The sequence below is a fragment of the Dactylosporangium sp. NPDC051087 genome, from assembly GCF_055586325.1.
Map to the genome: position 1 here is coordinate 51,465 of NZ_JBVJIJ010000007.1, position 15,819 is coordinate 67,283.

General features: G+C 73.4%; 12 protein-coding genes. 4 read left to right on the forward strand and 8 right to left on the reverse strand.

Going from position 1 to position 15,819, the window contains the following annotated elements; genetic code table 11:
- Positions 1-91: 91 nt before the first annotated feature.
- Entirely contained in the window at positions 92-1,564 is a 1,473-nt protein-coding gene (gene glpK / locus ACZ6TV_RS14995) for a glycerol kinase GlpK (RefSeq protein ID WP_465297730.1), read from the forward strand.
- A 73-nt stretch (positions 1,565-1,637) separates the two neighbouring features.
- Here the strand turns inward: glpK and ACZ6TV_RS15000 are convergent, their stop codons facing one another.
- The 7 genes from ACZ6TV_RS15000 to ACZ6TV_RS15030 form a co-directional block, all read right to left on the reverse strand.
- Positions 1,638-3,818 (reverse strand): S1C family serine protease, encoded by a 2,181-nt coding sequence (locus ACZ6TV_RS15000; protein ID WP_465297731.1) that lies wholly within the window; start codon positions 3,816-3,818, stop codon positions 1,638-1,640.
- A complete protein-coding gene (locus ACZ6TV_RS15005; protein ID WP_465297732.1) occupies positions 3,815-5,287 on the reverse strand; it encodes a sensor histidine kinase in 1,473 nt (490 codons plus the stop codon). The genes ACZ6TV_RS15000 and ACZ6TV_RS15005 overlap by 4 nt, the downstream gene beginning before the upstream one ends.
- A 9-nt stretch (positions 5,288-5,296) precedes the next feature.
- The gene (locus tag ACZ6TV_RS15010; RefSeq protein WP_465297733.1) at positions 5,297-6,037 is read right to left on the reverse strand and encodes a response regulator transcription factor; all 741 of its coding nucleotides are present in this window, start codon (positions 6,035-6,037) and stop codon (positions 5,297-5,299) included.
- 82 nt (positions 6,038-6,119) lie between these two features.
- Positions 6,120-6,761 (reverse strand): PadR family transcriptional regulator, encoded by a 642-nt coding sequence (locus ACZ6TV_RS15015; protein WP_465297734.1) that lies wholly within the window; start codon positions 6,759-6,761, stop codon positions 6,120-6,122.
- Positions 6,758-7,567: a DUF4097 family beta strand repeat-containing protein gene (locus tag ACZ6TV_RS15020; RefSeq protein ID WP_465297735.1), complete on the reverse strand. Its 810-nt coding sequence runs from the start codon at positions 7,565-7,567 to the stop codon at positions 6,758-6,760. The genes ACZ6TV_RS15015 and ACZ6TV_RS15020 overlap by 4 nt, the downstream gene beginning before the upstream one ends.
- Positions 7,568-7,624: 57 nt before the next feature.
- Positions 7,625-8,419, reverse strand: coding sequence for a lysophospholipid acyltransferase family protein (locus ACZ6TV_RS15025; protein ID WP_465297736.1), 795 nt, complete (start codon positions 8,417-8,419; stop codon positions 7,625-7,627).
- On the reverse strand, positions 8,416-9,186 hold the full coding sequence (locus ACZ6TV_RS15030; protein ID WP_465297737.1) for a GNAT family N-acetyltransferase: 771 nt from the start codon (positions 9,184-9,186) through the stop codon (positions 8,416-8,418). Before ACZ6TV_RS15030 ends, ACZ6TV_RS15025 begins: the two co-directional genes overlap by 4 nt.
- A gap of 92 nt (positions 9,187-9,278) precedes the next feature.
- On the opposite strand from ACZ6TV_RS15030, the gene ACZ6TV_RS15035 reads away from it, so the two are divergent.
- Positions 9,279-9,683 (forward strand): DUF3052 domain-containing protein, encoded by a 405-nt coding sequence (locus ACZ6TV_RS15035; RefSeq protein ID WP_465297738.1) that lies wholly within the window; start codon positions 9,279-9,281, stop codon positions 9,681-9,683.
- Here the strand turns inward: ACZ6TV_RS15035 and ACZ6TV_RS15040 are convergent.
- Complete coding sequence (locus ACZ6TV_RS15040; RefSeq protein WP_465297739.1) at positions 9,649-13,617, reverse strand: beta strand repeat-containing protein; 3,969 nt, start codon at positions 13,615-13,617, stop codon at positions 9,649-9,651. The genes ACZ6TV_RS15035 and ACZ6TV_RS15040 overlap by 35 nt on opposite strands.
- 132 nt (positions 13,618-13,749) lie before the next feature.
- Here ACZ6TV_RS15040 and ACZ6TV_RS15045 point away from each other — a divergent pair, with 132 nt between their 5' ends.
- Positions 13,750-14,661 (forward strand): ABC transporter ATP-binding protein, encoded by a 912-nt coding sequence (locus ACZ6TV_RS15045; protein ID WP_465297740.1) that lies wholly within the window; start codon positions 13,750-13,752, stop codon positions 14,659-14,661.
- Positions 14,662-14,746: 85 nt separating this feature from the next.
- Positions 14,747-15,673, forward strand: a complete 927-nt coding sequence (locus tag ACZ6TV_RS15050) for an ABC-2 transporter permease (RefSeq protein WP_465297741.1) — start codon at positions 14,747-14,749, stop codon at positions 15,671-15,673.
- Positions 15,674-15,819 lie beyond the last annotated feature (146 nt).

The window sequence follows — 15,819 nt, forward strand, 5'->3', positions numbered from 1 at the left end:
GGCCACTGTTCCGGCGTGCAGCGTAAGTCCCGGGTGCCGCCACGGGAAGGTTCCGTCCCGAACGTGACAACTCTTCGGCGAAGATGGCAGCGTGTACATCCTCGCCATCGACCAGGGCACGACCTCCACCCGTGCGATCGTGTTCGACGCCGACGGCGCCATCGTGGCGCTTGACCAGCGCGAACACCGCCAGAGCTACCCCCGCCCAGGCTGGGTCGAGCACGACCCGGTCGAGATCTGGCACCAGGTCCAGGCCGTGTCGACCCGCGCCCTGGACCAGGCGGGCCTCTCCCGCGCCGACGTCGCCGCGATCGGCATCACCAACCAGCGCGAGACCACGATCCTGTGGGACGCCGCCACCGGTGAGCCGGTCCACCCGGCCATCGTCTGGCAGGACACCCGCACCGACGCCCTCATCCGCTCGCTCGCCGGCGACGCGGGCCCCGACCGCTTCCGCGAGCGCTGCGGGCTGCCCCTGGCCACCTACTTCGCCGCGCCGAAGGTGGTCTGGCTGCTGGACAACGTCCCCGGCCTGCGGGCCCGTGCCGAGGCGGGCGAGATCCACTTCGGCACCGTCGACACCTGGCTCATCGAGAAGCTCACCGGGCAGCACGTCACGGACGTCACCAACGCCAGCCGGACGATGCTGATGAACCTCACCACGCTCGACTGGGACGACGAGCTGCTGTCCGCGTTCGGCATCCCCCGGGTCATGCTGCCGAAGATCGGGCCGTCCTCGCACGTCTACGGCGAGGCGAAGACGATGCTGCACGGCGTCCCGGTGGCCAGCGCCCTCGGCGACCAGCAGGCCGCGCTGTTCGGCCAGGCCTGCTTCGCGCCCGGCGAGGCGAAGTGCACCTACGGCACCGGCTCGTTCCTGCTGCTCAACACCGGCGACCAGCCCGTGCCGAGCACCCGGGGGCTGCTGACGACCGTCGGGTACCGCATCGGCGACGCCCCCGCCGTGTACGCCCTCGAAGGCTCCATCGCGATCACCGGCTCGCTCGTGCAGTGGCTCCGCGACAACCTGGGCCTGATCGGCTCGGCACCCGAGATCAACGACCTGGCCGCCACCGTCACCGACAACGGCGGCTGTTACATCGTGCCCGCGTTCTCCGGCCTGTTCGCCCCGCACTGGCGCCCCGACGCGCGCGGCGTCATCACCGGGCTCACCGGGTACGTCACCAAGGGCCACATCGCGCGGGCCGCCCTGGAAGCCACCGCCTGGCAGGTCAAGGACGTCGTCGACGCGATGATGGCCGAGTCCGCCGTGCCGCTGGAGACGCTGAAGGTCGACGGCGGGATGACCGCGAGCGACCTGCTGATGGCGTTCCAGGCCGATGTACTGGACGTGCCCGTGGTCCGCCCGACGGTGTCGGAGACGACGGCGCTGGGAGCGGCGTACGCGGCCGGCCTGGCCGTCGGCTTCTGGCCCGACACCGAGACGCTGCGGTCGAAGTGGCAGGCGGACCGGCAGTGGTCACCCGCCATGTCCGCCGAGGCCCGCGACCGCGGGCACGCCTCGTGGTTGAAGGCGGTCGAGCGGTCCTTCGGCTGGGCCTGACCCTCATGCAGCGATCCGGTGGGGCGCCCCGCCAGGCGCACCACCGGATCCCTGTTTTTCTTCCGGAGAGAGTTCAGCTCAGGAGTCGCTGGGCGACGGTCTTCGCGGTGTTGCTGCTGATCGCGAAGCCGACGCCGATGTTGCCGGCGGTGTCGCCCGAGGTCGCGATCGCGGTGTTGATGCCGACCAGCTGACCCGCGGTGTTGACCAGGGCGCCGCCGGAGTTGCCGGGGTTGATCGCGGCGTCGGTCTGGATCGCGCCGGTGATCTTCGCGGCGGCCGACTGGCCGTCCGCGCCCTCGTCGATCGTACGGTTGACGGCGCTCACGATGCCCGCGGTGACGGACCCGTCGAGGCCGAGCGGGCTGCCCACGGCGAGGACCGTGTCACCGACCTTCACGGTCGAGCTGTCCCCGAACGCGAGCGGCGTGTACGTGCCACCACCCACGATCTTGACCACGGCGAGGTCGCTGCCCGGCTCGGTGCCGACGATCTTCGCCTGCGCGGTCTGCCCGCTGGAGAACGTCACCTGCACCGTCGTGCCACGGGCGGTCGCCACCACGTGGTTGTTGGTGAGGATCGCCCCGTCGTCGGTGATGACGACGCCCGAGCCGACCGCGTTGCCGGTGCTGATCGACACGACGCTGGGCAGCACCTGCGCCGCGACGTCGGACAGGGTCGGGTTCGCGGCCGTGCCGGAGCCCGAGGAGTTGGTCGCGCCGACCACCGTGTTGGAGGTGTGGGGGCGCAGCTCGAGGGCCGCGAGCCCACCACCGAACGCCGACACCGCCGACAGCCCGACCGCCGCGACGATCCCCGCCACGGCCAGCCCGACCCGGCTCCGCCTGCGTACGGGCGGCGCCACGAACACCGACCCCGGCTGCGGCTGCTGCGCCCACTGCGGGGGCCGCTGCATGTGCGGCACGTGCGGCGGCAGCTGCGCCGTCGGCAGGTGCGGATGCTCCTGCCCCGCACCCACCCCGCCACCGCTCATCCCAGCGGCGGTCATCCCGGCCGGGTGCGTTCCGGCGGCGTTCGTCGCGGGGGTCCAGTTGCGCGGGTCGTGCCCGGCGCCGGGCCGCTGCCCCACGGCGTGCAGGTCGGCGCCGTGCAGGTTGCCGGGCTGCTGCGCCGCGGGCCAGGTCTGAATGGGTCCTCCGGCGGCGGGCCGGCCACCCGGCACGGCGCCCCGGAAGTCCTGCGCCGGCTGCGAGCCCTGCGCCTGCTGCCCGTGCTGGGCCGGCGGCTGGGCGTACTGGGTCGGCTGGGCGTACGGGGTCGGCTGGGCGTGCGGGGTCGGCTGGGCGTGCGGGGACAGCTGGGCGGGCCGGGTCGGCCGGAGGTCGTGGTCGGCCGGCATCGCGGGCGTCGTGGGCGCGGCGACGGGCCAGGTGCGGGTGGTGTCCTGGACGTTGCCGGCGGCGATGACGGGGGCGGCCGGGCTGATCGGGTCGGCCGGGTTCGTCGGCCAGGCGTGCGCACCGCCGGCGTGCGCGGGGTGGTCCTGCGCCACGGCCGCGGGCGGGACGACCGGCATGCCCGGCAGGTCCCCCTGGGTGGGCCGCGGGGAGGCCTGCCCGGAGCCGGGCGATGCGGCGAACGGCGCGCCAGTCACCGGCGCGGACCCGGCGGCGATCTCAGCCGGCGAGCCCGGCCGGGCGGCCTGCCCGGCAACCGGCGCGGAGCCCAGCGGCGCGGTGCCCGGAACCGGCAGGTCAGCCGGCGTCCCGGCGGCGAACGGCGGGCCACTCACCGACGCGGGCCCGGCGGCGGCCGGAGTGGCGGCCCGCCCGGAAAACGGCGTGGAGCCGTGCGGCGCGGTGCCCGCGATCGGCAGGTCGGCGGACGTCCCGGCGGCGACCGGCGCCGACCCGGCAACCGGCGCGGACCCAGCAGCCGGCGCGGACCCGGCAGTCGGCGCGGTCCCAGCAGCCGGCGCGGACCCAGCAGCCGGCGCGGACCCGGCAGTCGGCGCGGACCCGGCAGTCGGCGCGGAGTCAGCAGCTGGCTCGTCCGGCGTGGAGCCCTGCGGCGCGGTGCCCGCGGCCGGCGGGTCGGCGGGGGTCCCAGCGGCGGACCGCGCGGACCCGGCGGACGGCGTGCCCGGAGCGGCGGAGGAGGCCCACACGTCGGAGAGGGTGGTGGCCGGCTGGGTGCTCGCCGACGGGGTGCTGGTTGGCTGGGCGGCCGGGCTCGACGCCCGACCCTGCTGGTCGGCTGGGTCCGGCGCCCATCCCTGCTGCTGTTCGCTCATGATTTGAGCTTGGCTACGGCAGCTTGCAAACCACTGACCGCGGCCTGGGAACCGCCTGTGAGCGGGAGGCGGACCTGGAAGGTGGCGCCGCCGCCGGGGGTGACGAAGACGGAGACGGTGCCGGAGTGCACGGCGACGAGGGCGGCGACGATCGCCAGGCCCAGGCCGCTGCCGCTGTGCGTGCCGCCGGCCTTGCTGCGGGTGCGGGCCTTGTCGACCCGGTAGAAGCGCTCGAAGACCCGGGCGGCCTGCTCGTCGGTGAGGCCGGGACCGTGGTCGGCGACCTCGATGAGGGCGTCGGTGCCGTCGCGGCGCAGGCGCAGCGAGACGGGGGTGCCGGCGGGGGTGTGGGTGAGCGCGTTGGTCATGAGGTTGCCGACGACCTGGCGCAGGCGGGACTCGTCGCCGTTGACCTCGATGGGCTCGTCGCGCTCGATCTCCAGCTGGACGTCGCGGTCGGGGGCGACGGCGCGGGCGGCGGCGACCGCGTCGCTGGCGATGACGCGCAGGTCCATGTCCGCGAGGGACAGCGGGCGCTCCTGGTCGAGGCGGGCCAGCATGAGCAGGTCCTCGACGAGCAGGCCCATGCGGGACGCCTCGTCCTCGATGCGCCGCAGCAGCGCCCCGGTCTCCTCCGGCTGGCGGGCGGCGCCCTGGCGGTACAGCTCGGCGAACCCCCGGATCGTGGTCAGCGGGGTCCGCAGCTCGTGGGAGGCGTCGGCGATGAACTGCCGCATGCGGTCCTCGGACGCCTCGCGCAGCCTGAAGGCGCCCTCGATCTGGGCGAGCATGGCGTTCAGCGCGGCGGCGAGGTGCCCCATCTCCGTCTCCGGCGGGCTCTCCGGCACGCGCCGGGTGAGGTCGCCGGCGGCGATGGCGGCGGCGGTGCGCTCGATCTCGCGCAGCGGCTGGAGGCTGGCCCGGACGATGGCGACGCCGACGGCGGCGAGCACGACGAGGACGCCGGCGCCGACGAACAGCTCCGCGGCGACGAGCTCGTCGACGGCGCTGTCGACCATCGACAGGCTCTCCGCGACGAGCAGCAGGGTCTCCCCGCGATCGATGATCAGGATCCGCCAGCGCTCATGGGTCTTCTCGGTCGTCGCCGTGTAGGGCACGCCGAGCCGCGACTCGAGCACCTCGACGGTGTCCGGGATCGGGGGCGCGTCGGCCTGCTTCCGGGTGCCGACGACGCCGGTCTCGAGCTTGCCGGAGCGCAGCTGGGTGACCCAGGCGATGTAGTAGTTGCTCTGCAGGATCGAGTCGGTGCTGCTGGTGGTGGTGGCGAGCCGGCTGAGGTCGACGGTCTCGGCCATGGTGCGCAGCTGCTGATCGACCTTGTCGAACATGCTGCTCTTCATGACCAGGGCGCTGGCGACGCCGATGACCAGCAGCGCCATGGTGACGAGGGTGAGGACGGCCGCGATCAGCTTGACCCGCAGCGGCACGTCGGCGATGAACCGCACCATCGGCGGGCCTCAGACGGGCAGGCGTAGGACGTAGCCCACGCCGCGCAGGGTGTGGATCAGGCGCGGCTCGGCGATGTCCACCTTGCGGCGCAGATAGGAGATGTACGACTCCACGATGCTGTCGTCGCCGCGGAAGTCGTAGTTCCACACGAAGTCGAGGATCTGCGCCTTGGACAGCACGCGGCCGGCGTTGAGCATCAGATACCGCAGCAGCTTGAACTCGGTCGGCGACAGCGCGATCGTCTGCCCGGCGCGGGACACCTCGTGGGTCTCCTCGTCGAGCTCCAGGTCGTGGAAGACCAGCCGGTTGGGGCCCGGGTCGCCGGCGGTGCGGCGCAGCACGGCGCGGATGCGCGCGGTGAGCTCCTCCAGGCTGAACGGCTTGGTGACATAGTCGTCGCCGCCGAGGGTGAGCCCGCGGACCTTGTCCTCGGTGCCGTCACGGGCGGTGAGGAACACGACGGGGAGCCGGACGCCACCCTCGCGGAGCCGCCGGATGACCTCGAAACCGTCGAGGTCGGGCAGCATCACGTCGAGGACGACCAGGTCGGGCTTGGCTTCGCGGGCAGCGGTGACCGCCTCGGCACCGGTGGTCACCGCGTCAACCGCAAAGCCGGCGAAACGCAGGCTGGCCGAGAGGAGCTCGCGGATATTTGGATCGTCCTCCACCACGAGCAGTCTCGCCTCAGCCTGCGCCACGCCTGGCGACGGAGCACCCCCGGATTGTGCGACGCCGCCTCGTACCCCCATGCGCATATCTTTCCGCCTCCTGCTGGAGTGGGGCTGATGGTTGCCTGGGAAGTTCCTGAGCAACCGTTCCGTCACCCCAAAGTTAGCGCAGGAGCCGCCGCACCTGGTCCAGTGCGCCGTCGAGGACGACCAGGGTGGCACGCATCGTCTCCTGGCCGGCGCGGCCGGCGCGGGCCAGCCGGCGCACCTCGGCGAGCAGCTGGGCGGCCTTCTCCTCCAGCTCGGCCGCGGCGTCGCCGGGCGCGGGCGCCGGCCTGGACGGGGCGGTGGCGCCGGGGCGCGGCGGATAGCCCCAGCCCCAGGCGGTCCCGGCGGCGGTCCCGGCGTTGCGGACCTGCTTGCCGGCCTCCTTGAGCTCCCGCTTCAGGTCGCGCACGGAGCCGTGCACGCCCTGCTCGACCTCGTCGGCGAGGGTCGACAGGTCGGCGAGGGAGGCGTTGATGTCGGTCTCGAGGGTCGCCAGCTCGGCGGCCCGCTGGGTGAGCTCGGCCCGCCCGGCGTCGGTGATGTCGTAGACCTTCCGCCCGCCGGACGCGGTGTGGCTGACCAGGCCGTCGGCCTCCATCCGCTGCAGGCGCGGATAGATGGTGCCGGCCGAGGGCGCGTACAGGCCGTGGAAGCGGTTCTCCAGGAGCCGGATCAGCTCATACCCGTGGCGTGGTCCTTCGGCGAGCAGCTTCAGCAGGTACAACCGGAGACGGCCGTGACTGAAGACAGCACTCACGAAACGTCCTCCTCGACCGGCCTGCGCAACAGGGTGATCGTGCCAGACGTCGCGTTGGCGGCGATGCGGCCGGTGCCCGCGCCGAGCTGTCCGACCACCGCGTTGCGGCCGACCCGGTCGAGGCCGGGGAAGGCGCTGACCACCCGCCCGGAGACGGCACTGAGCTGGACGCGCAGGTCGCTGTCCTCGCGGACCCGGGCGGTGATCTGGCCGGAGACGGTGTCGAGCCGCACGTCGGTGCCGACCGGCGGGTTGTCCAGGTCACAGGTGATCGAGCCGGAGATCGCGCGGGCGTGGACCTTGTGGGCGGTCGAGTCGGCCACGACGATCTCGCCGGAGACCGTCTCCAGGTCGACCTCGCCGTCGAGGGTGAGCGCCTCGATGGAGCCGGAGATCACCTTCGCCGAGACGCGGCCGTCGAGGCCGAGCAGGGTGACGCGGGCGCTGGTGGTATCGACCCGGACGCCGTCGCGCAGCGAGGAGACGATGACGGAGCCGGACACGACGCGCAGCGAGGCCGGGGTCTGCGGCGGCACCATGACCGAGACGTCGACCTTGAACCGGCTGTGGAAGAGCCACCAGAGGAAGCCGGGCCATCTGGGGATGCTCCCGTGCGTGACGCGCAGGACACCGGCGTCGTCGAGGGTGACCGTGATCGGGCGCTCACCGATCGCGGAGACCTCGACGCGAGGGGGCCCCTCGGCGCCGACGACGTTGACCCGCCCGCCGACCAGCCGCACCTGGAGGTCCTTGACCTCCCCTTTCAGGTCGAGCCGCGTGGGCTCGGCGATGTTCCACGTCGTCATGCCACCGAAGGTAGCAGACAAACGCGATACATCGCGACTGTCGGGTGGGAGGGGTCGTTACGCGGCCACCACCGACGTCGCCGCCCGGGCGAGGACCCGGCGCGAGGAGGACACCTCGGGATACAGCTTCGCGTGCGCCCGCAGCTCGATCGACAGCCCGCGGGCCGCGACGACCCGCTTCAGCGAGGTCACCAGCGTCTCGTCGCCGATGAACGCGGCGAGCGTCGTCGGCGTCCCGCCCTGGGCGAAGTTCAGCCGGACCGGCACGACCGGGGCGGACGCGTCGACCGCGGCCTGGAACATCGCCGGGCGGAACGTGCCGCCCATCCGGCCGCACCAGGTGGTGCCCTCCGGGAAGACGGCGACCACGCCGCCGGCCGCGAGCTCCGACCGGATCCGCCCGACGGTGGCCGGGAGGGTCTTGGGCCGGGACCGGTCGACGAAGACCGTGCCGAGCGTCGCGGCGAGCCGGCCGATCAGCGGCCACCCCCGGACCTCGCGCTTGGCCAGCAGCTTGGCCGGCGCGTGCGCCAGGATCACGACGACGTCGAGCCACGAGACGTGGTTGGCCACGAGCAGCGCGCCGCCCTGCGGGATCCGCCCGACCGCGCGGTGGGAGATGCCGAGCCCGGCGAGGATCGCGCGGGCCAGCAGGCGCTGGACGGCGATGAGCGCGCGCTGCGGCAGCAGGGCCAGGACGGGCACCGCGAGGACCCCGAGGAGCAGGACCGACCCGGTCACGACGACCCGCTTGAGGATCGTCGCGACCGGGACGTGCTCGTCGGAGCGGGCCGGCAGGCAGCTCACGTCGCAGGTCGAGCGCGGCAGCCAGAGCGAGTCCACGACGGTCACGGCGTCGCCGCCCGGCCGAGGTCCTGCCCGAGGAAGTGCCGCATGTACCGCGGGTTGACCCGGTCCAGCGACAGCAGCACGTAGAAGTCGGCGCAGTCGAAGTCCGGGTCGTGGGCGGGTTCGCCACCGACCCAGGCGCCGAGCCGCAGGTACCCCTTGAGCAGCGGCGGCACGTCGACCTTGGCCGGCACCGGCCCGTCCAGGGCGAGGGGGTTGCGCGGCTTGACCCGCCACGCGGGCGGCACGAGGTGCTTGCGCCGGGCCAGGTCCCACACGCCGGGGGCGTCGGCGACCGGCACCGACGCGCAGCCGCCGAGCCAGCGGTGGCCGTGCAGGTGCATGTACCGCGCGATCCCGGCCCACATCAGGTTGATCACCGCACCGCTGCGGTGGTCGGGGTGCACGCAGGAGCGGCCGGTCTCGACCAGGTCGCCGCGCAGCTGGTGCAGCCCGGCGAGGTCGAACTCGGTGTCGGCGTAGAGCCCGCCGGCGGCGGCCGCGCGGTCCGGCGGCAGCATCCGGTAGGTGCCGACGACGTCGCCGGTGCGCTCCTCGCGGATGATGAGGTGGTCGCAGTACTCGTCGAAGGCGTCGACGTCCAGGCCCGGGGTCCCGGAGTGCAGTGCGGCGCCCAGCTCACCGGCGAACACGTCGTGGCGGAGCCGTTGTGCGGCCCGGACCTGGTCACCGTCCGTGGCCACCAGCAGGGTGTAGCGATCGGTTTCGTCGACCCCGACCGGGTCGGCGGCGACGGCGAGAATCGTCATGCTTTCGGTGTAAGGCTCGACCCCTGCGGCTGGCTGACGGTGACTGGTTACCCGCATGGCTGGCGGGTGAACGATGACTACCGTGGTCAGGCATGGCGGGATATTCAGGGACTCCACTGCCCAAGAAGCTCGGCGTCAGTGCCGGGCACCGGGTGCTGCTCGACGGGGCACCGGCCGGGTTCGAGCTGCGCGAGCTGCCCTCCGACGTGGTGCTGCACCGCCGCACCGCGCCCGGGCTCTACGACGTGATCGTCTGTTTCTGCCCTGATCAGGCCCGGTTGCGGCGGCGCTGGCCGGCGCTGCACCGGCTGACACCACCGGCCGGCGCGCTGTGGGTCGCGTGGCCGAAGCGCGCCTCGGGCCTGGCGACCGACCTGGACGAGAACCACGTCCGTGACTTCGCCCTGGCGCACGGCCGGGTGGACGTCAAGGTCTGCGCGATCGACGACGTGTGGTCGGGGCTCAAGCACGTGATCCGGGTCGCCGACCGGGTGTGACGACCCGCAGCAGCCAGCCGGCGAGCAGCATGAGCAGGCCGGCGATCGCGTGCGGCGCCGCCGCGCCGCCGGTGACGGGCAGGTCGACGGAGCCGACCATCACCTCGACGGTGCCGGCGACGGACGAGGTGCCGTCGGTGACGGTGTAGCCGAAGGCGTCCGCGCCGGCGAAGCCCTTGTCCGGGGTGTAGGTGACGGTGCCGTCGGCGTTGAGCACGGCGGTGCCGTTGCCCGGCTGGGTCACCGCGAGGACCTTGAGCGGGTCGCCGTCGGGGTCCTTGACGTTGTCCAGCGGCGTGATCGTCCGCGCCCCGCTGCCGCTCGGCGTGGTCAGGGTCGGCGTGCTGACCACGACCGGCGCGCCACCGGCGGCGGGTGCCGTCACGGTCACCGTGACGGCACCGGTCGAGCTGAGGCCGGTGCCGTCGCGCAGCGTGTAGGTGAAGGTGTCGGTCCCCGTGCGACCCGCCGCCGGGGTGTACGTGACGGTCCCGTCGGCGTTGAGCGTGGCGGTGCCGCCGGGCGGCTGGGTCACGCCGGCGACCGTGAGCGGGTCGCCGTCGGGGTCGCTGTCGTTGCCGATCACCGTCACGGTCACGGCGACGCCGGCGGTGGTGGTCACGCTGTCCGCGCCGGCGACCGGGGCGCCGCCCCCGACGGTCAGGGTCACCGCGGCGGTACTGGTCCCCCCGTTGCCGTCGCTCAGCGTGTACGTGAACGCGTCGGCGCCCTGGTAACCGGCCACCGGTGTGTAGCGGACGGTGCCGGCGACGATCTGCAGCGTCCCGTGCGCGGCGCCGGTGGCGGCGACGGCCCGCAGCGGGTCGGCGTTGGCGTCGGTGTCGTTGGTGAGCACCGGCACGACGACGGTGCCCCCGGCGGGGGCGCGCAGCGTGTCGGCGACACCGACCGGGGCCTGGTTGAAGACGGTGACGGTGACGGTCGCGGTGCCGAGCCCGCCCCGGCCGTCGGAGACGGCGTAGCCGAACGTGTCGACGCCGGAGAAGCCGGTCTCCGGCGTGTAGACGACGGCGCCGTCCGCGCCCGCGGCGGTCGTGCCGTGCGCGCCGGGCGTGACCGCGGTGACCGTGAGCCCCGGCCCGGGGTCGTTCGCCAGGACGGCGACGGTCACCGGGGTGCCGGTCGGGGTGCTCGCGGCGTCCGCGCGGGGGGCCGGCGCACCGGCCGTCCCGACCCGGACCGTGACCGTGCCCGCCGAGGTCCCGCCGTTGCCGTCGCCCACGGTGTACGTGAAGGTGTCGGCACCGGTGAAGCCGGCCGCCGGCGCGTACCGCAGCACGCCGCCGGCGCGGGTGACGGTGCCGCCGTGGGCGGTGGTGGCGTCGAAGGCGTCAACGGTGAGCGTGCCGGCCGGGTCCGGGCCGGTGTCGTTGGCGAGGACCGCCACGTCGATCGGGGTGCCGGCCGGGGTGGCGCGCTCGTCGGCGGCGGCGACCGGCGCGCGGTCCGCGACGGTGACGGTCACGGTCGTCGTGGCGCTGCCGCCCCTGCCGTCGCCGCTGGTGTACGTGAAGCTGTCGGCACCCCGGAAGCCGTCCCGCGGGGTGTAGACGAGCAGCCCCGCCGCCGTCAGCGCGACCGTCCCGCCGGCCGGGGCGCTCGTGCCGATGACGGTGAGCGGGTCACCGTCGGCGTCGGTGTCGTTGGCCACGGGGTCGAACGTCACGGACGCCGCGGCGGCGGAGACGGTCACGGTGTCGGCGGCGGCGACCGGCGCGGTGTTCCCGGCGGGCGGGGCACCCGCGGTCACGGTCACCGTCACCGTTGCGGTCGCGGTGCCGCCGTTGGCGTCGGCCACCGTGCAGGAGAACGTGTCGGTGCCGGTCCCCGGGCCGGCGGTGTAGCGGATCGCGCCGGTGGCGTCGACGACCGCGTGCCCGCCGGCGGGTGGCGTGGCGATGCCGACGACGCGCAGGGTGTCGCCGTCCGGGTCGGTGTCGTTGGCGGCGGCCGGGATCGTGACGGTGCCGCCGGCCGCGACGGTCGCCGTGTCGGGGACGGTCGCGGGCGCGGCGTTGCGCACGACGGCCGCGATCGCGGTGTCGTTCGCGGCCACCGGGTCCGCGGCCGACGTGACGGCCGCGGTGATCTCGGTGTGGTGCGCCGCGCCGGCGGTGACGGTCGCCGCGACGCCGGCGGTGAACGTGGCGCCGGCGGTGAGCGTGCCGACCGGGCAGGTGAGCGTCCGGCCCGGCTGCCCCGCCCAGGCACAGGTCCCGGTGCCGGCCGTGCCGTCGCCGGTGACGCCGGGCGGCAGGGTCACGGTCAGGGTGACGCCGGTGGCGGTGGCCGGGCCGGTGTTGGTGAGCGTGACCGGCAGCAGGACCGCGCCGGCACCCTGCGACACCAGCGGGCCGGACAGGGCGACGGCGAGGTCGGCGCCGTCGGGGGACGCCGCGGGCAGGGCGGAGGTGACCGGGTTGGACGGCGAGCGCAGCTTCACCCCGGTGTCCGCGCCGGTCGCGCCGGCGTGGGCGACGTTGCGCAGGTCCGTGGCGCCGGACGCGCCGGAGACCGTGACGCGGTAACTCGCCACCGCCCGGTCGCCGACCGCGAGGCGGCCTCCGTGGGTGGCGTCGCCGCCGGCACCGACGCGGAAGACGGCGACCCCGTCGCCGAACTCGGCCCGGTCGGCGTCCTCGGCGTCGCTCTGGGCGGCGCCGTCGATCTCCAGGCTGCCCGGGACGAACGACGTCCCGGGCGGCACCGCGTCGGCGAGCCGGGCGTCCTCGGCGGGGGCGAGCCCGTCGTTGCCGACCTCGACCGTGTACCTGATCTCGTCGCCGCGCTCCAGGGTGCCGCCGTTGACGTCGGTGGCGGTCTTCACGGCCGTCAGCCGGGGGGCGTAGAGGTCGGTGGCGAACGTGATCACGCCGGGATAGAAGGTCTCGCCGGTGACGGGTGTCGTCGCGAGGGTGATCGTCGCGCTGTGCGCGCCGTTGGCCAGCACGCCGCTCGCGTCGACCTGGTCGATGTCGAAACCGAGGAGGTTGGCGTCGGCCGGGTTGCGGGCGGTGACCGCGGTGCCGTGGTCGGTGGTGGAGCTGTTGAAGAAGTTCGTCGCCGGGTTGAGCGCGTCGGTCAGCGGCGTGCCGTCGAGGCGGATGCTGTCGCCGCCGCTGCCGGCGTCGCCCTCGTAGGCGACCGCGCCGAGGCTGGTGGTGACGGCGCCCGTCGGCGGGGTCTGGAAGCCGGTCACGGGGATGGTGACGGTGGCGTCGCCGGGCGTGATGCCGCGCACCGAGCCGAAGCCGTCGTAGACGACCAGGTTGCGCACCGGCTGGGCCGGGTCGTGCAGGACCACGGCGAGCGACCAGGCCGCGTAGCGGTCGTTGACGCCGGTGGCGGCCTGGATGTCGGCGACCGCGTAGGTGCCGGCGCCGGCCCCGGCGACCAGCGAGGACACGTCCGCGTAGCCCTGGTACGGCCGGTGACCGGGGAAGGTGGTGACGTCGGTGAGCCGGCTCGCGGTGACCGTCCGGTAGTCGCCGCCGGGGACCTTGAACCGGACCGTGCCGCGGCGGCTCTCGTCGCGCGCCGGGGTGCCGGTGCCGGGCGCGGTGTCGCCGCCCCAGAAGAGCCCGGCGTACAGGACGGTCGCCCCGGCGGGGACGGGCAGGTCGGCGGTGCTGGAGTTGAACGACGCCTCCGCGTCGACGTCCACGTCGCGCATCCGGTGGCCGTTGTTGTTCAGCGCTCCCCCGGTGCCGGTGCCGTTCCTCGCGGCCGCGCACGCCGGGCCGGCGTCGTCGCAGGTGAGGTTGGCGTTGCCGCGCAGCACGACCGACCCGCTGTCGTTGACCGAGTACACGGGGCGGAACGGCGACACGATCTCCGCGGCGGCCTCCCTCACCCCCGCCAGCACGGTCGCCGGAAAGAGCAGCAGCGCCACGACCGCGATCCTGAAAGCCACCTTTCGTGTATACGTGGATACGGTGCGCTATGGGCGAGTTTTCCTCGCCTTGATCCGGTGCCGGGGCGGGGCTCCCTGAGTTGCCGGGACGTGCCATATTGACGGCTTCACTCTCTTGGAGGGAGCGGCACGTTGTCCAACGGACAGATCGTGGTCTCCGACCTGACGAAGCGCTACAAGAACGTCACGGCCGTGGACCACCTGTCGTTCGTGGTCGAGCCGGGGCGGGTGACCGGGTTCCTGGGCCCCAACGGCGCCGGCAAGACCACCACGCTTCGCATGATCCTCAATCTGGTGACCCCGTCGTCGGGCTCCGCGACCATCAGCGGCCAGCGGTATTCCGACGTGGCCGAGCCGCTGCGGCTGGCCGGCGCGATCCTGGAGGCCTCGGCCGCGCACAAGGGCCGCACCGCGCGCAACCATCTGCGCATCGTCGCCGCCGCGGCGGGCATCCCCGACTCGCAGGTCGACAAGATGCTGGAGCTGGTCGGGCTGACCCCGGCCGCGAAGCGCAAGTTCCGCGGCTACTCGCTGGGCATGAAGCAGCGGCTCGGCATCGCCCAGGCGATGCTCGGCGACCCGCAGGTGCTGATCCTCGACGAGCCCGCCAACGGCCTGGACCCGGAGGGCATCCGCTGGATGCGCGGGCTGCTGCAGGGCCTGGCCCAGCAGGGGCGCACCGTGCTGGTCTCCAGCCACCTGCTGTCGGAGATGGAGATCCTCGCCGACGACGTGGTCATCATCGCCGCGGGCAAGCTGGTCACCCAGGGGCCGGTCGAGCAGATCGTCGGCGGCGGCTCCAGCGCGCCGCGCACCCGGGTCCGCACCCCCAACCTGCAGGAACTGGTCACCGCCGTGCGTGAGGCCGGCGCCACGATCCAGCCCAACGGCAACGACAGCCACGTGATCACCGGACTGGACGCCCCGGCCGTCGGCCACCTGGCGATCACCGCCGGGATCGAGCTGCACGAGCTGGTCAACGAACGGCCCGACCTGGAGCACGTCTTCCTCGAGCTGACCCAGGGAAAGGCAGCGATCCGATGAGCGACCCGCAGCGGAGCGAGGAGTTGCTCATCGTGAGCACAGTGTCTGGATCATGCCGGCGCCGGAGCGAAGCGGAGGTGGCGGCATGATCAGGCTCATCCGCAGCGAGCTGCTGAAGCTGCGCACCACGAACATGTGGTGGATCTTCCTGCTGACGTCGCTGGTCTTCACCGCCCTCGCCATCTGGATCAACATCGAGCAGACGAAGTCGGAGCTGACCAACAACTTCACCGCCTACCCGCAGGGCGACCCGCCGCCGAACCTCACCGAGGAGCAGCGCGCCGAGTTCGAGGCGAGCCAGCGGCAGTACGAGCAGGAGGAGGCGGCCCGGGTCGCCAATGCGCACGCCGCCGGCCAGCTCGCCAAGTACGCCGCGAACATCTACACCTCGGGCCAGTTCTTCGGGTTGCTGCTGGTGATGCTCCTGGCGATCCTGGTGATCACCAACGAGTTCTACCACCAGACCGCGACCGCGACGTTCCTCGCGACCCCGAAGCGGACCAGGGTCATCACCGCGAAGCTCATCACCGCGGGTCTCGCGGGCGTGCTGTTCTGGGTGATCACCACGGCGATCTCGATCGTCGGCGGGGTGCTCTACTTCGGCGCCGAGAACCTCACCAACAGCCTCGGGCACTGGACCGCGCAGCAGGCCATCCTGCTCAACCTGCTGGTGTACGTCCTGTGGGCGGTCTTCGGCATCGGCGTGGGCGTGCTGATCCGCAGCCAGATCGGCGCGACCATCACCGCCGCGGTCCTGTACACCGTCGGCACCTGGGCCGCGATCATCTTCCTCACCCTGATCCACGAGCTGGTGATCAAGAAGGACTGGGTCCTGGAGAGCGCCGTCTACATCCCGCCGCTGGCGTCCATGCACGTCGTCGGCGGCCTGGCCACCCAGCTCGGCGACACCGACCTGCCGCCGCGCTGGGCGGGCGCGCTCGTGCTCATCGTCTGGGCCGTCGTGCTCGGCACCGTCGGCACGTTGATCACCCGGAAGCGCGACATCGCCTAGTGCTCTTCAGGCAGATCTAGGACAGCTGTGGGCGCCGAACGGCGGCCACAGCCGTCTGGGACGGACCCACGCCCTCGTTGCCCTAGTCACTCCGGCGGCGTCGGCGAAAAAAAAACGCTCGGCAACGCGTAGACCTTGAGCCGATC